The organism is Rhodococcoides navarretei (genome assembly GCF_038069675.1).
Lineage (GTDB): Bacteria > Actinomycetota > Actinomycetes > Mycobacteriales > Mycobacteriaceae > Rhodococcoides > Rhodococcoides navarretei.
Map to the genome: position 1 here is coordinate 5276279 of NZ_JBBPCN010000001.1, position 21880 is coordinate 5298158.

At 64.6% G+C, this 21880-nt stretch carries 18 protein-coding genes; 8 read left to right on the top strand and 10 right to left on the bottom strand.

Annotated elements, in window-relative coordinates:
- Nucleotides 1-20 precede the first annotated feature (20 nt).
- A complete protein-coding gene (locus AABD04_RS24910) occupies nt 21-1487 on the bottom strand; it encodes a CCA tRNA nucleotidyltransferase (RefSeq protein WP_341442897.1) in 1467 nt (488 codons plus the stop codon).
- A gap of 101 nt (nt 1488-1588) precedes the next feature.
- Here AABD04_RS24910 and AABD04_RS24915 point away from each other — a divergent pair, with 101 nt between their 5' ends.
- From AABD04_RS24915 to AABD04_RS24950, 8 genes are all read left to right on the top strand, one after another.
- Nucleotides 1589-2179 carry an NUDIX hydrolase gene (locus AABD04_RS24915; RefSeq protein WP_243595677.1) on the top strand — a complete coding sequence of 197 codons (591 nt, stop codon included), beginning with the start codon at nt 1589-1591 and terminating at the stop codon, nt 2177-2179.
- Nucleotides 2176-4602: a glycoprotein gene (locus AABD04_RS24920; RefSeq protein ID WP_341442898.1), complete on the top strand. Its 2427-nt coding sequence runs from the start codon at nt 2176-2178 to the stop codon at nt 4600-4602. Before AABD04_RS24915 ends, AABD04_RS24920 begins: the two co-directional genes overlap by 4 nt.
- Nucleotides 4599-8738 (top strand): lipid II flippase MurJ, encoded by a 4140-nt coding sequence (locus tag AABD04_RS24925; RefSeq protein ID WP_341442899.1) that lies wholly within the window; start codon nt 4599-4601, stop codon nt 8736-8738. The genes AABD04_RS24920 and AABD04_RS24925 overlap by 4 nt, the downstream gene beginning before the upstream one ends.
- Before the next feature lie 99 nt (nt 8739-8837).
- A complete protein-coding gene (gene sigM, locus AABD04_RS24930) occupies nt 8838-9419 on the top strand; it encodes an RNA polymerase sigma factor SigM (RefSeq protein WP_341442900.1) in 582 nt (193 codons plus the stop codon).
- Between the two features lie 59 nt (nt 9420-9478).
- Nucleotides 9479-10210, top strand: a complete 732-nt coding sequence (locus AABD04_RS24935) for a hypothetical protein (protein ID WP_341442901.1) — start codon at nt 9479-9481, stop codon at nt 10208-10210.
- 125 nt (nt 10211-10335) lie between these two features.
- The gene (gene trxB / locus AABD04_RS24940; protein WP_341442902.1) at nt 10336-11325 is read left to right on the top strand and encodes a thioredoxin-disulfide reductase; all 990 of its coding nucleotides are present in this window, start codon (nt 10336-10338) and stop codon (nt 11323-11325) included.
- Nucleotides 11326-11359: 34 nt separating this feature from the next.
- Nucleotides 11360-11692 carry a thioredoxin gene (gene trxA / locus AABD04_RS24945; RefSeq protein ID WP_008711582.1) on the top strand — a complete coding sequence of 111 codons (333 nt, stop codon included), beginning with the start codon at nt 11360-11362 and terminating at the stop codon, nt 11690-11692.
- 137 nt (nt 11693-11829) lie between these two features.
- Entirely contained in the window at nt 11830-13023 is a 1194-nt protein-coding gene (locus AABD04_RS24950; protein ID WP_243595684.1) for an N-acetylmuramoyl-L-alanine amidase, read from the top strand.
- Between the two features lie 33 nt (nt 13024-13056).
- Here AABD04_RS24950 and AABD04_RS24955 read toward each other — a convergent pair whose 3' ends face one another.
- The 9 genes from AABD04_RS24955 to rpmH all read right to left on the bottom strand — a co-directional run bounded on the left by AABD04_RS24955 (nt 13057) and on the right by rpmH (nt 21143).
- Nucleotides 13057-13737, bottom strand: coding sequence for a GNAT family N-acetyltransferase (locus tag AABD04_RS24955; RefSeq protein WP_243595737.1), 681 nt, complete (start codon nt 13735-13737; stop codon nt 13057-13059).
- Between the two features lie 264 nt (nt 13738-14001).
- Nucleotides 14002-15078, bottom strand: coding sequence for a ParB/RepB/Spo0J family partition protein (locus AABD04_RS24960; protein WP_341442903.1), 1077 nt, complete (start codon nt 15076-15078; stop codon nt 14002-14004).
- A 4-nt stretch (nt 15079-15082) separates the two neighbouring features.
- Nucleotides 15083-16093, bottom strand: a complete 1011-nt coding sequence (locus tag AABD04_RS24965) for a ParA family protein (protein WP_243595686.1) — start codon at nt 16091-16093, stop codon at nt 15083-15085.
- A 90-nt stretch (nt 16094-16183) separates the two neighbouring features.
- Nucleotides 16184-16861, bottom strand: coding sequence for a 16S rRNA (guanine(527)-N(7))-methyltransferase RsmG (rsmG, locus tag AABD04_RS24970; protein ID WP_341443141.1), 678 nt, complete (start codon nt 16859-16861; stop codon nt 16184-16186).
- Between the two features lie 1602 nt (nt 16862-18463).
- Nucleotides 18464-19141 (bottom strand): Jag family protein, encoded by a 678-nt coding sequence (locus AABD04_RS24975; protein WP_341442904.1) that lies wholly within the window; start codon nt 19139-19141, stop codon nt 18464-18466.
- A 25-nt stretch (nt 19142-19166) separates the two neighbouring features.
- Nucleotides 19167-20258 (bottom strand): membrane protein insertase YidC, encoded by a 1092-nt coding sequence (gene yidC, locus AABD04_RS24980; RefSeq protein ID WP_243595688.1) that lies wholly within the window; start codon nt 20256-20258, stop codon nt 19167-19169.
- 4 nt (nt 20259-20262) lie between these two features.
- Entirely contained in the window at nt 20263-20592 is a 330-nt protein-coding gene (gene yidD, locus AABD04_RS24985) for a membrane protein insertion efficiency factor YidD (protein WP_243595689.1), read from the bottom strand.
- A complete protein-coding gene (rnpA, locus tag AABD04_RS24990; protein WP_341442905.1) occupies nt 20589-20969 on the bottom strand; it encodes a ribonuclease P protein component in 381 nt (126 codons plus the stop codon). Before rnpA ends, yidD begins: the two co-directional genes overlap by 4 nt.
- Nucleotides 20970-20999: 30 nt before the next feature.
- A complete protein-coding gene (gene rpmH / locus AABD04_RS24995) occupies nt 21000-21143 on the bottom strand; it encodes a 50S ribosomal protein L34 (RefSeq protein ID WP_026347786.1) in 144 nt (47 codons plus the stop codon).
- Between the last annotated feature and the right edge of the window lie 737 nt (nt 21144-21880).

The following is a 21880-nucleotide window of genomic DNA, read 5'->3' on the forward strand; positions in this document are numbered from 1 at the left end:
GTGCACGTGCGCGGGACGCGCTACTGCGTCGGCCACCACTCGAGCAGCGCGGCTTCGGCGTCCTCGCGGGAGAGCGGACCCCGGTCGAGGCGCAGTTCCTTCAGGAATTTCCAGGCTTTGCCCACGTCGGGTCCGGCCGGAATGTTCAGCAACTCCATGATCGCGTTGCCGTCGAGGTCGGGCCGAACCCGCGCCAGATCCTCCTGCTCGGCGATGCGGGCGATGCGCTCTTCGAGATCGTCGTAGGTGGCCTGCAGAGCCGCAGCTCGACGCTTGTTCCTCGTCGTCGAATCGGCTCGAACCAGTTTGTGCAGCTTGGGAAGTAGCTCGCCGGCATCGGTGGCGTAGCGGCGCACGGCCGAGTCGGTCCACTGACCCTTGCCGTAGCCGTGGAAACGCAGATGCAGGAACACCAGATGCGAGACGTCCTCGATCATCTTCTTCGAATACTTCAACGCGCGCATACGCTTTCGCACCAACTTGGCACCGACGACCTCGTGGTGATGGAAGCTGACCCCGCCGCCCGGCTCGTTTCGTTTCGTATCGGGCTTGCCGATGTCGTGCAGCAATGCGGCCCAACGTAATACGAGATCGGGGTCGCCGTCCTCGAGATCGATCGCTTGCTTGAGCACCGTCAGCGAGTGCCAGTACACATCCTTGTGCTGGTGATGCTCGTCGATCTCGAGCTTCATGTCGGGAACCTCGGGAATGATGCGCTGGGCCAGCCCCGTCTCGCACATCACGTCGATGCCGTCGATCGGGTAGTCGCCGAGTATCAGCTTGTCCAGCTCGACCTGAATTCGCTCGGCGGTGATGCGGTCGATCTGCTCGGCCATGTCCTCGATGGCTCGGTGCACCCGAGGCATCAGCGTGAATCCGAGCTGGGAGACGAACCGAGCGGCCCGCAGCATGCGCAGTGGATCGTCACCGAACGAGGTTTCCGGTGCCGACGGGGTATCGAGTACGCCCTCGAGCAGAGCGTCCATGCCGCCGAGCGGATCGACGAACTCCTGCCCGCCGTCGGCTCCGAGACGGACCGCCATGGCGTTGACGGTGAAATCGCGTCGAACGAGATCTTCTTCGAGGCTGTTGCCGTACTGCACCTCGGGATTGCGGGAGATCTGATCGTAAGAATCGGTGCGATAGGTGGTGATCTCGATCGTCTGGCCGTCCTTGGCCGCACTGATGGTTCCGAACGCGATACCGGTGTCCCACTGATGGTCGGCCCAGTCCGCCAGCAGCGCCTGAACGTCCTGCGGCCTGGCGTCGGTGGTGAAATCCAGATCGGTTCCGAGTCGACCGAGAACCGCATCGCGCACCGTTCCGCCCACGAGGTAGAGCTCGTGCCCGGCCGCGGCGAACAGCGCGCCGAGCGGAGTCAACACCGGAGCGAGTTCACGCAGCGTCACCGCCGCTCCGGCCAGCAACCTCTCCCGCCGGGCATCGGTGTGCTCGTCGGAAACGGAGGACAGGGACTGATCGGCCACGGTGGAAGAGCCTACTGGCGCTGCACCGAATGGATTGTCTCGGCCACTGACCGCGGTGCGGCACGGTCGAAGAGCGCGCAGAGGCAACTAGTATGGATCGGGTGTCTGCTGCCGAACGTGCGAACAGGAGCCGCCGCAACCCGCGGCGGCGTCAGGCACGCGCCGACACCCAAGCACCCAAGCTGCGGACGGTCCGCGAAACCTCGGCGGGCGGCCTGGTGGTCGACGGCCTCGACGGGCCACCGGCCAAGCGCTGCGCAGCCCTCATCGGCCGAACCGACCGTCGCGGTCGCCTCCTCTGGTCCCTGCCCAAGGGTCACATCGAACAGGGCGAAACGGCCGAACAGACGGCAATGCGCGAGGTCGCCGAGGAAACCGGCATCCGCGGAACCGTCCTCGCCTCGCTGGGCAGCATCGATTACTGGTTCGTCACCGAGGGCCGACGCGTCCACAAGACCGTCCACCACTACCTGCTCCGATTCCTCGGCGGCGAACTCTCCGACGAAGACCTCGAGGTCACCGAGGTCGCGTGGGTCCCGCTGAACGAACTCCCGTCTCGACTCGCCTACGCCGACGAACGCAAACTCGCCGCCATCGCCACCCGCCTCATCGACGACATGAACACCGACGACACGAACAACGGCGACACGAGCGGCGGCCACTCGACCGCACCCACCCCCGGCGGGAAGTGAGCGTGCGGGCCCGGAAGGTCGCTGCCGCCGCACTGACCTCGTTTTCTCTTGCGGTGGCGCCGGCCATCGGCAGCGCGACGCTGACCCCCGCACAGCTTCCTACTGCCGCAGCCCAACCCGACGCCTCCGTCGGCGACTCGAGCGCCACCACCAGCGCGGTTCCCGATACTCCGATGACGCAGGCCGGAAACCCGTTCCTCACGCTGAGCATCGAGACCGTCGCCCCCTCCACTGTCACCACTACCAGCGATCCGTTCGTGACCGTTCGCGCCACGGTGAGAAACACCGGAGACCGACGCGTCGACGACGTCAGTGTCCGCATGCAGGCCACCAGCGCGGTCGACACCACAGCGGGCCTGCGGACGTCGCTGACTCTCGACCAGGACAGCTTCGACAGCGTCGGCAATTTCGTCACCGTCGCCGAGTCGCTGGAGAAGAACGAGAGCCGCCAGTTCGATCTATCGATGCAGCTGCGCAGCACCACCGAGCCATCACTGGGAATCGAGGCCCCGGGCGTCTACCCGCTGTTGCTCAACGTCAACGGCACGCCCGAATACGGCGGAACCGCACGTCTCGACGACGCCCGCTTTCTCCTGCCCGTCGTCGGATTGCCTCGCAACCCGGGCGAAATGGACCCCACCGCTCCCGACGCGGTGCCGCTGCCTCCCAACACTCGCAATCCTGTCGCCATGACGGTGTTGTGGCCGCTGGCCGACATCCCTCGTCTGGCTGCCGGAATTCCCGGCTCGGTCGACGAACGAGTTCGGCTGATCGACGACGAACTCGCCGACGAACTCGCCGGTGGCGGACGGCTCGACACCCTGCTCAAGGCCGTCGAATTCGCGACGCAACCGGGCCTGGATCCCGACGGCAAGTTGGCGTCGAGCCTGTGTATCGGCATCGATCCCGATCTGCTCGTCACCGTCTCGAACATGACCCGCGGCTACCTCGTCGTCGACAACCCGGCCGATCCCGCCAGCACGACCCGGGAGGGCACCGGAAGCGCAGCGGCAGCTCAATGGCTGTCCCGGCTCGAAACGGTCGCGTCGAGCAGCTGCGTGACGGCGATGCCGTTCGCCCAGACCGACCTGGGGGCGGTGGCCGACATCGGCAATCCCACGTTGCTCGGCAGTGCCGTGAGTGCCCCGGCAGACATCGTCGACGGCATCCTCGGCATCACCTCGACACGAGGCTTCACCTGGAGCACCACCGGTGGGGTCGACCCCGACACCGCCGAGGCCCTGCAATCGGCGGGCACCGACACCGTACTGGTCGCCGACAACAGCATCAGCCCGCCCACCTCGGACCCCACCTCACCGCTGATCTCGTCCGACACCGAGCCGTCGGAAACTCAGCAGACCGAAACCCAGCCGACCGAAACCTTGACCGCCACCCACTACGACGCCGCCACTGCAGCGGCACTGGCCGGCGTCGGAGACACGCCGTCCACCCCCGCTCTCACCCCAGCCGAGCAGCGCTTCGATCTCACCACCGACTCTCGCACCGCACGCCTGCAGGACGCGCTCGGAGCCATCAACTTCCACGCCCTCGTCGGCGCGGATCGCCCCGGACGTACCGTGACCGTCGCGCCGCCGCAGTACTGGACCGCTGGGGGAGACGAACCGTCGGCCATTCTGTCGACGGTGTCCTCCCTGCTGCGTTCCGGTATGGCGACGCCGCGCCCGCTGGCCGAGTTGCTCGCCGAACCCACCTCCGGACCCCCGGTGACCAGCGCCGACGCGGCAACCGAGCTGGACCCCGAAACGATCGGCCTGGTGCAAGCGCAGAGCGCCAGGATAGACAGCCTGATGCAGTCGCTCGTCGAGAATCCCCAATCTGCGCTGACCCCGCGTCTGTACACCGCCCCGCTGCGCGAGGACCTGCTGCGCGCGCTGTCGACGGCGGGCCGCGCCAGCGCCGTGAGCGAGGAAACCGGTGCCATGGCGCGCGATCGGCTCACCGCAACCCGCATCGGACTGGACACCATCTACGCCTCGGTGACCGTGCTGGCCCCGGGCGGTGTCTACACCCTGGCCTCGGAACAGAGCCCGCTGCTGCTCGTCGCGCGCAACGACCTTCCCGTCCCGGTCAACGTGCTGCTGCGAGTCGATGCGCCGCCGGAGATGACGATCAGTGACGTCGGCGTGAACCAACTTCCGGCACGCGGATCGCGCACCATCACCGTGCCGGCCGAGGTGGACGACACCCGCAACCTGTCCGTCGACTTCTCGGTCACGACCCTCGACGGTTCCCGGCTCGGTGAGGTGTCGACGGTGTCCGTGCGATCGAACGCATACGGCCAGGCGCTGGCCGTCATTACCGCCTGCGCCGGCGCCCTCCTACTGTTACTTGCAGGTCGACGCCTCTGGCATCGATTCAGAGGTCAACCCGACCCGGCCGACGAAGGGTACGAGAGACCATGACAGGCAACGTCCCGTACGACGGCGACCTGCCGCGGTCGCGGATGCCCGCATCGCAGGTGTTCCGACGCACGACGCCACCGCGGTCCGCGCCCTGGGAGCGGCAGTCGCGACCGGAGCTGCGTTCGTTCCCGGCACCGCCGCCGCTCGACGGCCAGCCTGTCGCCGACGACACCGTCACCCAGCTCATCCCACGGTTCCGCGAGGAGGACTACCCGCCGGAACCGTCCGGCACGGTTCCGCCGACGAAGACCCCGCCGGGCGGTTCCGACCCGGTACCGCAGCCCGAACCGAGGCCGCAGAAGTCACTGCTGGCCGCGTCGGGCTCGATCGCAGTGGCAACCCTGGTCAGCCGCATCACCGGATTCGCCAAGCAGGTCGCCATGACGGCCACCCTCGGACCGGCGATCGCCAGTGCATTCACCGTCTCGACGATCCTGCCGAACATGATCTCCGAGCTGGTGCTCGGCGCGGTACTCGGGGCCATCGTCGTTCCGGTGTTGGTCCGGGCCGAGCAGGAGGACGCAGACGGTGGCCGGGCGTTCGTGCGACGCCTGTTCACCATCGCAGTGGCGCTGCTCGGAACCGTCGCGCTCGGAGCGACGATGGCCGCGCCGATCCTGGCGCGAATGATGCTGTCGGGAGATCCGAAGGTCAACGAGGACCTGACCATCTCGCTGACGTATCTGGTGTTGCCGGCGTTGCTGTTCTACGGTCTGTCCGGCCTGCTCACCGCGGTGCTGAACACCCGACAGAACTTCAAACCCGGCGCGTGGGCTCCGGTGTTCAACAACCTAGTCGTGCTCGCAGTGTTCGGCATCTACTTCCTGATCCCGGACGACCCGACTCTGAGTCCGAGCGAGATGAGCACCAGGCAACTGCTGGTCATCGGCCTCGGTGTCACCACCGGTGTGATCACGCAGGTGGTGGCGCTGATCCCGGCGCTGCGCCGCGAACGCATCGACCTGCGCCCGCTCTGGGGATTCGACGAGCGACTCAAGAAGTTCGGCGCGATGGCCGCCGCGATCGTGCTCTACGTGATCATCAGCCAGATCGGGCTGATCGTGGCCACCAAGATCGCGTCGGGCACCGACGATGCGAGCAACGTGATCTACTCGCAGGCCTGGATCGTGCTGCAGTTGCCCTACGGCATCCTAGGCGTGACGGTCCTGACGGCCATCATGCCCAGACTCAGCCGCAACGCCGCCAACGGCGACACCCCGTCCGTCGTCGACGATCTCTCGGTCGCCACTCGCCTGACAATGGTCGCACTGGTCCCGATCGTCGTGTTCCTGACCTTCGCCGGGCCGTGGGTGGGCGAGGCGCTGTACGGTTTCGGTCGATTCGCACCCGTCGCCAGTCGGCTCGGCGAGGCCGTGAGCTGGTCGGCGTTCTCCCTCATTCCGTACGCCCTGGTGCTCATTCACCTCCGGGTCTTCTACGCCCGGGAGAAGGCCTGGACGCCGACGTGGATCATCCTCGGCATCACCGCCGTCAAGATCGGGCTGTCTCTGCTCGCCCCGATCGTTGCGTCCGAACCGGACCAGGTGGTGCTGCTCCTCGGAACGGCCACCGGTCTCGGATACACCGTCGGCGCGATCATCGGCGGATATCTGCTGCACAAGAGCCTGGGCAACCTGCGGATGGCCAACGTCGGGAAGACCATCTGGCTGGTCCTGATCGCCTCGCTCGCCGGTGGTGCGGCCATGCTCGCGATCGACCGGATCCTCGGTCTCGACGCCATGATGAACGGCTGGGTCGGCAACTTCGCCCGCGTCGCGATCGACGCCGTCATCATGCTCGGCATCACGTTCTCGATCCTCTGGTTCGGCAAGATTCCCGAGGTTCTGGCAGTCACCGTGGCCCTGAGCCGGCTCGTTCGCAGATTCCGCGGGGGGACGGCACCACAGGAGGCAGATCTCGCCGCTGCAGAAACGGGCGTGATTCCGGTTATTCGAACCCAGCCCACATGGGAGACTGCGCGGGATCGGCTCCCGTACCCTGGTCATCGGCACCCGGGGGCACAAGCCTCCGCAGGTCGACCGTTCGCAGAACGACACGGGGCATATTCGCCTGAAGGAGTAACAGTGACCGACGACGATGTTGCTGGGGGGCCGGCACAGTCTCCAGCAAACGAAGCCGACCGAACGAGCGGCGGAGTCGAAGTCGACACCCAGGACCGCAGCGAACCCGTGAAGGCCCCTGCCTCCACATCACCTGCGTCGAAGTCATCGGCACCGAGCGCAGCCACGACTCCCGAGCAGGACGACGAGAAGTCGGCCGACAAGGCGACTCCCGCCGAGGCCACCGAGTCCGCTGACAGTAAGCCTGCTCCGAAGCCGGCCGACAAGACGATTTCCATCTCCAAGGCTGCCCTGGCGGCGCGTCCGACCGACAAGACCGTGTCCATCTCGAAGGCGAAACTGCCCGTCGAAGGCCCCATCGAGAAGAAGGGGACGCAGAAGTCCGAGCCCGAGCCGAAGTCCGAGTCGGACGCCGATTCCGAGAAGACCACGGCGACACCCGAGACGGCGACCGACGCACCCAGCGCGGACAAGGCCGCTGCGGCCGCCCCCGCGAGCGTTCCCGGACGCACCCTCCGCGGCCCCACGCTCATTCCCGGTGCCTCGGTTGCGGGCGGACGATACCGACTGCTGACCCCGCACGGTGGCGCGCGCGGGCTCAAGTTCTGGCAGGCCCACGACGTCAAACTCGACCGTGAGGTGGCGCTGACATTCGTCGACGCCGATCAACAGTCCACCGCGTCGACCGACGACCGCACGCAGGGACCGCAGGCGATTCTCTCGCGCACGCTCCGTCTGGGTCGGATCAACTCACCCGGTCTCGCACGTGTGCTCGACGTGGTGCGCGGCAGCTCGGGCGGCATCGTCGTCGCCGAATGGACGCCCGGCCGATCACTGCGCGAAATGGCCGACACCGTCCCTGCCCCCACCGGCGCTGCTCGCGCGATCAAGGTTCTCGCCGCAGCCGCCGAAGCGGCGCACCGCAGCGGCGGTGCACTGTCGATCGACCACCCGGATCGCGTCCGCATCAGCACCAGCGGCAATGCCGTCCTCGCGTTCCCCGCGACACTGGCCGACGCAGACCCCAGCTCGGACGTCCGCGGACTCGGCGCGATGCTCTACGCCCTGATCACCGCCAGGTGGCCGCTGTCCGAGACCACCGGCGGTGCCGTCGTATCCGGCGATGCAGCTCCGGCCCGCAGCGTCGGCGGTATGCGTCCGGCCGACCGCGACGACAAGGGCGCGCCGCTCGAGCCGCGGCAGATCCGTCCGGACGTTCCGTTCGAGATCTCCGCCGTCGCAGTGCGGGCGCTGGAACAGAACAGCGGAATCCGGACCGCTGCCACCGTGCAGCACGTCCTCGATCAAGCAGCCGTCGTCAACGACAAGACGGATCTGATGCCTGCTCTACGGCTTGGCCAGCGGGCCCCCGGTGCGAGTGGGCACTCGCTCGCAGATCCCGAGGAGATCGCCGCCGAGAAGGCCAAGTCGATGCGCACCAACATCGCCATCGCGGTACTCGGTGCCCTGACGGTGATCGTTCTCGCGTTCGCCGGCTTCTGGCTCTTCACCTCGATTGCCGGTAACGACACCGACACCCCCCTCGACAGCCAGGAATTCGGCCTGACGACTCCGGCCGAAGCACCGCCCGCAGAAGATCCCGCGGCACCCCCGGCTCCGACCGGTGGACCGGTGGCGATGAACGACGTCGGTGTGTTCTCCCCCCAGGGTTCCGCCGACAACCCGGGCACCGCCTCCAACGTGATCGACAACGACCCCGGTACCGAGTGGACGACCGACTCGTACTTCCAGCAGTTCCCGGCTCTGAAGAACGGCGTCGGGCTGCTCGTCTCCATCCCGTCGTCGACACTGCAGAATGCGTGGATCGAATCGACGTCTCCGGGAACCGTCGTCGAGATCAGGTCGGCCCCCAACGACTCTCCCAGCCTCAGTGACACCACGCTGCTCGGTGAAGCCACCCTGCAGAACGGTAGAACCGACATCCCTCTCACCGATGCGGAGCCCACGGGAAACGTGCTCGTCTGGATCACGACGCTGTCGGAGCAGGGCGGCCGGATCGCGTCATCGATCTCCGAGATCGGTTTCGACTCCTGAATCCAACTTTCGGTAACTGAAACGGGTTCGTTTCGTACTTCACGGTCTCGATGGCCTAGGCTCCCCCCAATGCGTTAACACGGGGGGAGCCGTTTTCGTATGACTGAACGTGCCGATTCGGTGCCGGGGGGGCGCACGGATGCGGAACTTCTCGCTGCCCACGCGGCCGGGGAGCCGAACGCCTTCGCCACGCTGATCTACCGACACCACGAACATCTGTGGCTGACGGCCCGCCGCACCAGCTACACGCCGGAGGACGCCTCCGATGCTCTGCAGGAGGCGTTGCTCTCCGCGCACCGCACGGCCGGGTCGTTTCGCGCCGACGCCGCCGTCCGCAGCTGGTTGCACAAGATCGTCGTCAACGCGTGCCTCGACCGGATCCGCCGAAACAAGGCACGGCCTTCGGTTCCTCTGAGCGAGAACGAAAGTCACGAGCCGGTGTCGCCGAGGGACCGAATCTCGGAGACGGAGACGAGCATTCTCGTTCGACAGGCTCTGATGACCTTGCCGCCGGATCAGCGCGCGGCCGTCGTCGTCGTGGACATGGAGGGCTACTCGGTGGCCGACGCTGCCGAATTGCTCGGCGTTCCCACCGGTACCGTCAAGAGTCGATGCGCCCGTGGCCGACTCAAACTGTCGACGCAGCTCGCCTACTTGAAAGACGCGGGGAACCGAATCTAGACCCCTCGCGTCTATATCGTGTGAGAGACAAAGCAGATTCGGCGAAGGGAGGCAGAAACGTGTCGTCGAGCACCGACTCGCTACCCGATGCCCCGTTCTCGCCGGAGCTGCTGGCCGAGCTGCATGCGGACGCGCTTCCCGAGGACGTCAGCGAACGTCTGTGGCCGCTGGTTCGACTCGACGAGGAATCGATGCGCGTACTTGCCGGTCTCGACGCGGTGTCGGCCCGACTGCACGAGATGGGCGAGGATCCGAACGGAACGTTGGCAATTCCGGCCGACGTCGCTCGGCAGATCGATCGCACGATTCACACGGTCGAACAGTCGACGCCCCCGGTGGGCGTCGTCGTCCCACTCCGTCCGCGACGGCACCGTACGGTACTCCGAATCGCCGCTGCGGCAACACTTCTCGCGGCCGGATCGCTCGCGGCCGTAGCGGTCTGGCACACCCCCGAGGAACCCGAGTCGATCGCTGCCGACCCGTCACCGGGTCCGGATTCCGCTCTGGTTCTCGATTCCGCCGATCTCGATTCCGGTGTCGCATTCGGCATCATCGGCAAGCGCGATCCCGGCGCACTGGCCGATCCGGTCGATCTCGCGGCCTGTCTGCGGTCCAACGATGTGGATCCGGCCACCACCGTTCTGGGATCGAGTCAGGTACGGGTCGACGGCCGAGACGGCACTCTGCTGGTCCTCGCCGGAGCGCAGCCCGCACAGTTCATCGCCCTCGCCGTGGGCAACGAGTGTGGCGTGGCCAACCCCGATGTCCTGACGCGCCGCGATATCGGCTGACACATCTCTCACCGGGGAACAACTGCCTCTAGGGTGGTGTTGATCAGATGTACGTCGACCGTCGTGTGCACTGTGCACTCGGGTGTCGACGGCCGTACACGCCGCACAAGATCGGAAGGTCTGCATTGAGTACCCCCAAGGTTCACGATCTCATCATCGTCGGCTCCGGACCGGCCGGTTACACCGCAGGCGTCTACGCCGCACGCGCAGAACTGGAACCGATCCTGTTCGAGGGAACGCAGTTCGGCGGCGCGCTGATGACGACCACCGAGGTCGAGAACTTCCCCGGCTTCCGCGAGGGCATCACGGGCCCCGATCTGATGGAGCAGATGCGTGAGCAGGCCGGCCGATTCGGTGCCGACATCCGCACCGAGGACGTCGAGGAGCTGGACCTGACGGGTCCGATCAAGACGGTCTCCGCAGGCGGTGAGACCTACCGCGCACGCGCGATCATTCTCGCCATGGGCGCAGCAGCTCGCTACCTGTCCATCCCGGGCGAGGAGAAGTTGCTCGGCCGCGGCGTCAGCGCCTGCGCCACCTGCGACGGATTCTTCTTCCGCGATCAGGACATCGCCGTCATCGGTGGTGGCGATTCCGCCATGGAGGAAGCGACCTTCCTCACCCGTTTCGCGCGCAGCGTCACCATCGTGCACCGCCGCAGCGAGTTCCGGGCGTCGCGCATCATGCTCGAGCGCGCCAAGAACAACGACAAGATTCGCTTCCTCACCGACACCAAGGTGCTCGAGGTCCTCGGCGACACCAGCGTCACCGGGATTGCACTCGAGCACGCCGTGACCGGCGAGAAGACGACCCTGGATGTGACCGGGATGTTCGTGGCGATCGGCCACGATCCCCGCAACGAACTGGTCAAGGGCCAGGTCGAGCTGGACGACGGCGGCTACGTCAAGGTCGCCTCGCCGTCCTCGGCCACCTCCGTCGAGGGCGTGTTCGCTGCCGGCGACCTCGTCGACCACGTGTACCAGCAGGCCATCACCGCTGCGGGTACGGGTTGCACCGCCTCGATCGACGCCGAGCGCTGGTTGGCCGAGCAAGGCGACATCACCAGCAACACGCTCGAGCACGCCGACCAGCCGGTCGACGCCGTCAACGCCTGACCACCACCGAGTTTCACACATCGAGGAGATACACATGTCCGACGACAAGAGCACAGTCACCATCACCGACGCATCGTTCGTCGACGATGTGCTGACCAGCGAAAAGCCCGTTCTGGTCGACTTCTGGGCCACCTGGTGCGGCCCGTGCAAGATGGTCGCTCCGGTTCTCGAGGAGATCGCGGCCGAGCACAAGGACAAGCTCACCATCGCCAAGCTCGATATCGACGCCAACCCGCAGGCTGCGCGCGACTTCAAGGTCATGTCGATTCCGACGCTCATCCTCTTCCAGGGTGGCAAGCCGGTCAAGCAGATCGTCGGTGCCAAGGGCAAGGCCGCACTGCTCAAGGACCTCGAAGGCGTTATCTGACTCACCCTCGATTGGTGTGGATTGCCGAAGAAGCGCGTCTTTCTGCGACAATCATCTGATGTGCCGATGCTTGGCGTCGGCACATCAGTGCACCGAACCGCGGTAGCCGTCAGGACGATCGAGAGGGTCTTTCCAGCATGCAGGAGCTCAGTCACGGCGATTCCGGACCCGCCGTCGCCGAGGTCCGCGGCACTCTCTCGGCTCTCGGTTTCCTGCACGAGGCCGTGGTCCCGCCCGGCCCCATGGACGACGGCCACTGGACGGCTCCGGGCTCGGTGTTCGACCGAGCTCTCGACGGTGCTGTTCGCGCCTTCCAGCAACACCGCGGCCTCTTGGTCGACGGCGTCGTCGGCCCTGCTACCTACCGCGCGCTGAAAGAAGCGTCGTACCGCCTCGGCGCGCGCACCCTCATCTACCAGTTGTCTGCTCCGCTGTACGGCGATGATGTCGCCTCTCTGCAGACGCGATTGCAAGATCTCGGTTTCTACAGCGAACGCGTCGACGGCTTCTTCGGTCCTCGCACGCACGAGGGCCTGTCCTCGTTCCAGCGTGAGATCGGCTTGTCGCCGGACGGCATCTGTGGGCCCGCCACCCTGCGTTCGCTCGATCTACTCGGCACGCGGGTCACGGGCGGCTCCCCGCACGCCATGAGCGAGGAAGAACTCGTCCGCAAGTCCGGACCACAGCTGACCGGCAAGCGCATCGTCATCGATCCCGATCTGGGCGGAGCCGATACCGGCCGTATCGTCGACGGTCCGCTGGGCCGAGTCTCGGAGTCGGAGATTCTGTGGGATCTGGCCAGTCGCCTCGAAGGCCGCATGGCCGCGACCGGCATGGAGACTTTCCTTTCTCGTGCGCGCGGCACCAATCCTTCTGTCGCCGATCGCGCGGAGACGGCCAACGCCTGGGGCGCCGATCTGATGATCTCGTTGCGATGCGCGTCGAGCACCAGTCCGGTGGCCAACGGCGTCGCAAGTTTCCACTTCGGCAATTCGCACGGTTCCACGTCCATGATCGGCCAGGTACTGACCAGTTATGTGCAGCGTGAAATCGTAGCCCGCACACCGCTTCTCGATTGCCGCAGCCACGGCCGGACGTGGGATCTGTTGCGCCTGACCAACATGCCGACCATACAGATCGACCTCGGCTACCTCACCAACGAATCCGACGTCGATGTGCTCAGCGACCCGCGGTACCGCGACATCATCGCCGAAGCAATTCTGATCGCCGTGAAGCGGCTGTACCTGCTGGGTCAGGACGATCAGCCGACCGGAACGTTCACGTTCGCCGAACTTCTGGCCGAAGAGCTCGCCGCAGCCGATCGTCCCTGACCTCGACCGGTCGACGCGTACGACCGAGTTCTGTCAGCGCGCTCCGACCGTCGACTTCTGCTCGATGTCGACGACGGAAATACTGGCTGCGATCAGCAGTTGTTCGAGCGCCGATTCGACGTCCTGCTTCCATCCGTGATCGCGATCGAGCTCGAGCCTCAGTCTCGGGAATCTGTGATGGGGAGCGATCACCTCGAAGCCGACCTTCTCGAGGAAGTCCGCTTCGATCATGCACGTCGATGCCGAACACGTCAGCTGTGCGGTGGCGTTCGGAACCACCGACGCAGCATCGTCGGCGTTGCGCCGAATACCGAACGCCTCGAGTGCTCGGACTCCACGATTGACGAGATCACCGACCACTGCCTGAATCAACGTGGCCGAGTGCAGGTCGGCGTCGTCCGGTGAATCGATCCTCAGTTGGGTCAACAGAACGGCGTCGTGGCTGACCGGAGATGTCGGGAACGTCGTTGCGCGAGGGACTGCACGGGGTGGGCAGTAGAGGGCGCATCCGATCGTGGTGCCGTCGACGGACAGCAACTGCCCACACGACCCCCATTCGAGCATGATGGTCGACAGCCACACTTCGTTCTCGAATTCGAGGTCGACCGAGGAACTCTCCGACGCGGGATCGAGAACCCAGAAGCTGCACCGCCGCGAATGCGTCGGCAAGTGCTCGAACGAACCGAGCGTCACTCCGGTCACCATCGCCGACACCACTTACCTCAGCCTTCGTGCTCTCGTTCTCCGCGAGAATTCTCGATCGGAGCCGATCCGCTCCTCGACCAGGATGTCACACGGGTCGTTTCGCAGGCTACACTCCTGCGATCCGATCACCTGTCCCGTCGGGTGGAGCCGATCATTCAAATGTGTTGCATCACAATATTTTTCGGTCAAATCGCTAGTTTTCGGGACTGTCTCCGACCGAGCTCCGTCACAGTGACGTTTCGCCCGCGTATGTCTGGTCCTGAAAATTCGCGGCTACTTTTTCTTCTGAGCTTCCATCATCTCGACGATCCTCTGAAGGTCATCGACCGACCCGAACTCGACCACGATCTTGCCTTTTCGCTTACCGAGACTGACCGTCACGCGTGTATCGAACGAATCCGAGAGCCGATCTGCGACGTCCTGAAGGCCCGGCATCTGGATCGGCTTGCGCCGGGGCGCCGGTTCCGGGCTCGTACCGTCCTCGCGATTGGCGAGTGTGACGGCCTCTTCGGTGGCACGAACGGACAGGCCCTCGGCGACGATGCGCGCCGCCAACGACTCCTGCGCATCCGAACCCGCGTCGAGCGAGAGCAATGCGCGGGCATGTCCGGCCGACAGAACCCCTGCCGCGACTCGTCGCTGAACGGGAATCGGCAGCTTCAACAGACGGATCATGTTGGTGACGACCGGACGTGATCGCCCGATTTTCGCAGCGAGTTCCTCGTGTGTGACGTCGAATTCTTCGAGCAACTGTTGGTACGCGGCCGCTTCTTCGAGCGGATTGAGCTGCACTCGATGGATGTTCTCGAGCAGTGCGTCCCGCAACATCGCGTCGTCTGCAGTCTCCCGGACGATCGCGGGGATCGTTTCGAGGCCGGCTTCTTGGCTTGCACGCCATCGGCGCTCGCCCATGACGAGCTGATATTTCGCGTCTCCGGCAGCAGCGGAACCCGACACGAGACGGACGACGATGGGCTGCATGAGCCCGAATTCGCGGATCGAGTGAACCAGTTCGGCGAGCGATTCGTCGTCGAAGACGTGTCTCGGCTGCTTCGGGTTCGCCTCGATTCGATCCGGTGAGATCTCGCGATAGACGGCACCGACGGGGGAGAGGTCGTCGCCATTGAGCACCGGCGGGGTGGGTGTAGGTGCTGTGGCGACCTCGGTGAGGTCCTCTGCCGGAGCGGTTCGCTTCGGCTTGGTGGATGTATCCGGACGGTCTGGGGCGTTTCGGTCCGCGCCGATTATCACGTCTGCCGCAGCGTTGCCGAGGCGTGGCCCGGCATCGGGTCCGGTGGGGATCAGTGAGGCCAGGCCGCGACCCAGACCACCCTTACGTGTTTGACTCATCTGGCTACTTCTTTCGTGCTTCGTCGATGCCGGCCGAACGTGCAGCGAGCTCTCGTCCGGCGTCCAGGTAGCTCATCGCACCGCGTGAACCGGGGTCGTAGTCGAGCACCGTCATGCCGTATCCGGGTGCCTCCGAGACCTTCACACTCCGAGGAATGACGGCGCGTAGGACGGCGTCCCCGAAGTGTTTGCGTACCTCTTCCGCGACCTGGTCTGCCAACTTCGTGCGCCCGTCGTACATCGTCAGGATCACCGTGGAGACGTGCAGTTCGGGATTGAGATGAGACTGCACCAGTTCGATATTGCGGAGGAGCTGGCCGACGCCTTCGAGCGCGTAGTACTCGCACTGAATAGGAATGAGAACCTCGGTCGCAGCCACGAGCGCGTTGACGGTCAACAGACCGAGCGACGGGGGGCAGTCGATCAGGATGAAGTCGGCGTCGATCCCGCCGAGCTCCTCCACCGACAGCGCCGTCTTGAGACGGCCTTCGCGAGCGACCATCGACACCAGTTCGATCTCGGCTCCGGCGAGGTCGATGGTTGCTGGAATGCAGAACAACCTCTCGCTGTGCGGACTCTGCTGAACCGCGTCTTTCGCGCTCACCTCACCGATGAGCACCTCGTAGCTCGACGGCACACCCGAATGATGCTCGACGCCCAAAGCGGTGCTGGCGTTGCCCTGAGGGTCGAGATCGACCACCAGAACGGTCAGTCCCTGCAGCGCGAGTGCGGCAGCCAGATTCACAGCGGTAGTCGTCTTACCGACACCGCCTTTCTGATTGGCGATCGTCAGCATGCGTCGCTTCGCCGGCTTCGGAAGGGACACCGATCCCGGATGCAGAACCTGGCTGGCTCGATGCGCGGCCGCACCGATCGGAGTGTCGTTCGGTGAGATCGCGTTCGTGTACTCGAACCCGGAGCCGGTCTTCACTCCCGACTCCCTACCCGAACTACTCGACGCGTTTTTCTTGGACGCTGTTTCACGTGAAACAGCGGGATCGGACCCACCCGACATATGTGCTCCTTAGTGCGGAACTGACTGTGTTCAATACGTTCGCTACGTTCGATCGGATCGAGCGCGGGACTCGCGAGCCCACAATCGACATCAGTGACGACTCAGTCTCCGCGGCTCACGCACCGCTCTGACCACGATGGTGGGGGTGGGCAACAGACCCACTCCGCACTCCACTACCTCCAGCTTGCCAGCACCCATCCGAGTGAGGGAAGTCCGGTCACGTTCGATCTCTTCCGCAGCGCTCGACCCCTTCAGAGCCAGCATCCGGCCTCGCTCGTGAACCAGGGGGAGCGACCACTTCGCAAGCTTCTCGAGCGGGGCAACTGCCCTCGACGTGACTACGTCGGCGCCGCCTGCTTCTTTCTTGACGCCGGGCTGTTCTGCGCGTCCGCGTACGACCAAGATGTTCAGGTCCAGTTCGTCGATGAACTCCGCAAGGTAGACGGTGCGTCGAAGAAGCGGTTCGACGAGTGTCACGCGGAGATCAGGGCGGGCGATCGCCAAGGGAATTCCAGGCAGTCCGGCACCGCTCCCAACATCGACGACGGTCTCGCCTTCGTCGATCAGCTCTCCGATGGCGGCGCAATTGAGGATGTGTCGCTCCCACAACCGCGGGACTTCTCGCGGTCCGATGAGGCCACGCTCCACGCCCGCCGTCGCCAGCGAGTCGTGATATCGCTGTGCCATGTCGAGACGATCACCGAAGATCTGCTCTGCGACGGCCATCAACCGGGTGCTGTCCACGCCTTCTTGTTCCACGTGAAACATCTTCCCGTGCCCGGGCACCGAACACCAAACGATAGCGATACAACCGCTCGAAACGGCGCTTACACGTCACAGTCATCGATCGTGGATACGACGCGGAGCCAGGTGCACGGAGAAGTCCGCCGTCCGATGAAGACATGTCGGTTCTCCGGTGCGACACCCCAGAATGAACCACCCGGCACACCGAGCCGCGCGGCACGGCGTCGTTCGGATCGCTCCCGTCGTACGCAGGAGCAGACCCGCTGGAACGGACACTTCTGCCATGTTTCACGTGAAACTGCAGCCGCGATGGATGACGTCATCACGAGGTGGTCGTCGCTCGATCAACTCGATCCATGCGACGACCCCCGGGAGACGTAGCCCGAACAATCAGTCCGAGACGACCGTGCCTCCGTGTCTCGCCGTCGAAGCAATCCGGTCACGAACAGATCCGCGCCGGACGCGGGTCGGTAGGGATATCTGGCGGTACTCGATGATGCCGACTCGATTCGATGTTTCACGTGAAACTCAACCAGTGGAGACCAGAGGGGGTCCGTGAAGCGTCAGCGTGCAACATCCTCGTGCGAACCCAGATGCCCGCCTCCAGTCGGTGGTCGATTCTCCGTATTGCCACGGGCAGCCCGGGACGGAGCGCGGGACCGACGTCACGGCCGCACATGTCCGACCCCCTTCCTTCGGTACGACGGGATACGCCTGTCACGCATGCCGGGCGAGTCCGCGGTTCCGCCGCCCGCGTCGATCGTGTCGCAAAACCGGACGAGATCTCTGAGTCCCTCGAATCCACATCGCCCGCAAACCGATCCAGCGATGTGTGCCGGATCTGTTCCGCGATTCGAGATGGGTGGGTGCCGCTCGCCCACAACGACGCAGCAGACGCAGCCGACTACGGACGCCGCAGACGGCGGGAAGCCACAACGGGTCCAGCGTCCGAGTAGCTCGGCCGACCGTGTACATCAGTCGGAGTGCGACCCGGTCGGTAGTCATCGGACTGCGCTCGTCATCGTTCGTGAGCCCTCGGATCCACACCGCTGATACCCGAGGGTTGTCCTTTCTCGGGGGCGACGCTGTTCGGTCCGTGCCGCCGGACGACGACACTCGGATACACCGCTTGATCGACGGCATAACGATTCCAACTCCGGACGGTCGCCCCATCGGCGGGGGAGTGCTCGATCATCGTCCGGTCTGCCCTCCGATGTTTCACGTGAAACTGCGACGGATGAATCCGGCCTCGATATACCGGGATCGTAGACATGGCTCTCCGAATCGATGCATGGCACAGATCTCGACGACAGCGGAGCGAAGTGTTCGGATCAGCTGACGGAATCCGCGATCATCAGTACAGCGGAGACGACGTCGTTTCACGTGAAACAATCACGAACAAACCGGCCCGGTCGCACTCGATGCCCATCGCACACGCCGTCACAGTGACGAAAGCGCTCCGTCTCCTCGGATCTGACGAAACCGAGGAGAAAATAGATCTCCGAGCATGCCCGCCCGGTAGGCGGGCAGCTAATTACATCGATGACATTCACCATCCGGATCGACACCATCCGGATACGACAATGGCCCCCACCGAAGTGGGGGCCATCGACTCTAAAAGCTCAATTACGCCTTGACGACAACAACCCGTCGCGCGGGTTCGACGCCGGTGCTCTCGCTCGCCACGCCATCGATCTTCGCGACCGCGTCGTGCACGATCTTTCGCTCGAACGGAGTCATCGGGGTCAGCTCCTCACGTTCACCGGATTCGAGAACGCGACGAGCAGCCTCGGCTCCGAGATTGCCGAGTTCGGTGCGCCGATTGGCGCGCCAGCCCGCGACGTCGAGCATCAGCTTGCTTCGCTCACCGGTCGACTGCTGAACGGCCAGACGCGTGAGCTCCTGCAGTGCATCGAGAACTTCACCCTTGCGCCCGACGAGCTTGGCGAGATCGTCGCCGCCGTCGATGCTGACGATGGCGCGATCACCTTCGACATCGAGGTCGATGTCGCCGTCGAAGTCCAGAACGTCGAGCAGCTGCTCGAGATAGTCACCGGCGATCTCCCCTTCCTCGACCAGGTAGTCCTCGTCATCATCCTCGTCGTCGTCCGACCCGTCGACGGTCTTGTCCTCGGCGGCACTCTCGTTGCCGGACTCTTCGGCGACAGGAGTCGCGTCTGCATCCACGCCGACTGCACTCACCTGATCGGTCTCGACCACCACGTCACTTGCTCCATCTCCGGATACCGCACCGACTGTGTTCTGTACTTCGTCGTTCTGAGCTTCTTCTACGTCCGCTGCCATGTTCGTCCTTCTCTCGACGTGTCGGTCAGCGCCGCTTGCGCTTGGTCGACTTGTTCCGGTTCGCCTGCGGTCTCGGTTTGGCCGGCGATGTGGCACCGGTTGTCGAACCCGACGTGCCGTCGCCGGTCTCGACCGTCGACTGATCGCTCGTCGGTGACATCTTCGAGAGCTTGGGGCGAGCACCGGGCTTGGGCTTGGTGGTCGACACCGGCTTCACTCCGGGCTTCGGAGCGTTCTCGGAACGCTTCTCCACCGCGGCCGCTGCCTTCGCGGCTTCCTCCTTGTCGATCTTTCCGAACACCAGGTGCTGCTGCGCGTAGGTCCAGGTGTTGTTGCTGACCCAGTACAGCAGGATCGCGACGGGCAGCAAGGCACCGAAGACCAGGACTCCGAGCGGGAAGACGTAGAGGGCGAGCTTGTTCATGATCGCCGACTGCGGGTTCGCCGCTGCCGCCTCACTCTGACGCGCCACCGAGGCACGGGAATTCAGGTGCGTCATGATCGCCGCGATGATCATCAGTGGGATGGAGACCGCCGCAATGACCCAGGTCGACGGGATGGTTGCGTCGGGGCCGACGGCGAATGCGTTGAGCTGGTCCTGCGGCATCGTGATCCATGCCGAAATAGGGGCACCGAACAGGCGGGCGTCGAGGAACGACTGCACGTCGGCCACGTTGAACGCGTAGTTCGACAGCTCCCGGTTCTCCTCGGGAGTCAAGCCGAGCTGACCGAACCCGGTACCGGTGCGGTTGAACGAGCGCAACACGTGGAACAGGCCGATGAACACCGGGGCCTGTGCCAGCACCGGCAGACAGCCCATCAGCGGATTGAAGCCGTGCTCCTTCTGGAGCTTCTGCATCTCCACGGCCATCTTCTGCTTGTCTTTGCCGTACTTCTTCTGCAGAGCCTTGATCTGCGGCTGTAGCTCCTGCATCTGCCGCGTGGTGCGGACCTGCTTGACGAAGGGCTTGTACAGGATCAGGCGGAGGGTGAAGACCAGGAATACGACGGACAGTGCCCAGGCGAACCCATTGCTGGGATCCTGGAACACAAAGCCGAACACCTTGTGCCATACCCAGAGAATCCAGGCAACCGGGTAGTAAATGAAGTCGAGCACGGCTCTATGTACTCCTCTGTTCTTCCACTCGCGCGAGATCGTGGTGTTCTTCGGTTTCGGTCGGCTCGGTGACGATTGCGCGCCACTTACCGGGTTCGGGCACCGGGTCCCAGCCTCCAGAGTGCCAGGGAGCACATTTGAGGAGGCGGACGACTGCCAGCAACGAGCCCTTCGACATCCCGTGCACCTGGAGCGCCTCGATGGCGTACTCACTGCAGGTGGGGGAGAAGCGACAGGTGGGAGGTCTCATCGGGGACACGTACGTCCGGTACAACCCGATGAAGTAGACGAGCGTGCGAGCAGGAATGGAACGAAGGTTGCCCATGAACGTCATGACGGCGGACCCTTCGGAGCTTCGAGAAGACCGAGCTTCTTCAATCCTGAACGCAGTTGAATCGAGAGATCTGCCGAGGTCGCACTCGCGGCTCCGGGCAGTGCACGGATCACCACGTCGGTGGTTTCGGTGAGCTCACCGAGGACATCGGTACAGATATGCCGAAGCCGGCGCGCAACTCGATGACGAGTTACGGCCGGCCCGACTGCCTTACTGACTATCAATCCGAAACGTGGCCCGTGAACGGTGGATGCGATGCCCTGCTCGCCACGCGCAACGGCGTGTACGACCAGGTCCGATCTACCCATTCGGCGTCCTCGACGCATCACCACGGAAAAATCACGTGCGCGGTGCAATCGATTCGGCTCAGGAAGCATCCCGAGCTCCAAGCTTCGGACGAACGACTATCAGGCTGTGAGTTCTTTGCGGCCCTTGCCGCGACGTGCGGAAACGATTGCACGACCCGCACGGGTACGCATACGAAGACGGAAGCCATGAACGCGCGCGCGGCGGCGATTGTTCGGCTGGAACGTCCGCTTGCCCTTGGCCACGGTCAACACTCCTCGAGATTCGACGACGCCGATCTGTCGGCGCCTGCTGTAAAGGTTCAGCGAGTTCGGATGAAGTCGCTTGCCTCCCGAGCGAGAAATCCGAGTGAAGACAGACTGTGAGCAGCCAGCAAGCATCGGCCACCTCGCTATTGGGTGACTGTTCGAGAGTACTGATCGAGTCACCGGTGGTCAAACTCGGTCCGTACCGGTGGGCGCAGGCGTTCATCCACAGGCGGCACTCGCCGGCGGCGACTCACGCTGTGATGGAGGCCGAACAGCTCCTCGCTGCCACGAGCAACGCGACACAATTCGTCCGATTGCAGTACAGACAGTTGCAACGGTGCAGGTCAGACTGGCGCAGTCGCCATACCACGAAACGAAACGTGTTCTGGGGTCACATCGGTGTCGTTTATCCACACCTGTGGATAATTGTGTGGAAACACAGTTCAGGTGGCATATTCGTACCTTGCGGGGTCCACCCACGGACCCTGGTCTCGGCCGCCGCGACGCACGAACGACGACGCTATCCGACGATGTCGCCGCGTGAGCGCGAAACGACGTACGAATTCAGGCGTCGGACACACTGCCCGAGACGAATGCTCGACGACGGAGGGCCCAACGTGAACGACGATCCGGATGCGCTGGCGCGCATCTGGCCCGAGGTGGTCGCGGAGCTCACATCCGACCGACACAGTGGGTCGCCGCTGACCAAGGGCCAGAAGGCCTGGCTCGCGCTG

What these genes read in the sequence shown, in the direction of transcription:
- trxA (WP_008711582.1), top strand. Translation starts at nt 11,360, where the DNA reads ATGTCCGACGACAAGAGCACAGTCACCATCACCGACGCATCGTTCGTC.
- sigM (WP_341442900.1), top strand. Translation starts at nt 8,838, where the DNA reads ATGACTGAACGTGCCGATTCGGTGCCGGGGGGGCGCACGGATGCGGAA.
- AABD04_RS24965 (WP_243595686.1), bottom strand. Translation starts at nt 16,093, where the DNA reads ATGTCGGGTGGGTCCGATCCCGCTGTTTCACGTGAAACAGCGTCCAAG.
- rnpA (WP_341442905.1), bottom strand. Translation starts at nt 20,969, where the DNA reads ATGCTTCCTGAGCCGAATCGATTGCACCGCGCACGTGATTTTTCCGTG.
- AABD04_RS24960 (WP_341442903.1), bottom strand. Translation starts at nt 15,078, where the DNA reads ATGAGTCAAACACGTAAGGGTGGTCTGGGTCGCGGCCTGGCCTCACTG.
- AABD04_RS24950 (WP_243595684.1), top strand. Translation starts at nt 11,830, where the DNA reads ATGCAGGAGCTCAGTCACGGCGATTCCGGACCCGCCGTCGCCGAGGTC.
- AABD04_RS24925 (WP_341442899.1), top strand. Translation starts at nt 4,599, where the DNA reads ATGACAGGCAACGTCCCGTACGACGGCGACCTGCCGCGGTCGCGGATG.
- rsmG (WP_341443141.1), bottom strand. Translation starts at nt 16,861, where the DNA reads ATGTTTCACGTGGAACAAGAAGGCGTGGACAGCACCCGGTTGATGGCC.
- AABD04_RS24975 (WP_341442904.1), bottom strand. Translation starts at nt 19,141, where the DNA reads ATGGCAGCGGACGTAGAAGAAGCTCAGAACGACGAAGTACAGAACACA.
- yidD (WP_243595689.1), bottom strand. Translation starts at nt 20,592, where the DNA reads ATGACGTTCATGGGCAACCTTCGTTCCATTCCTGCTCGCACGCTCGTC.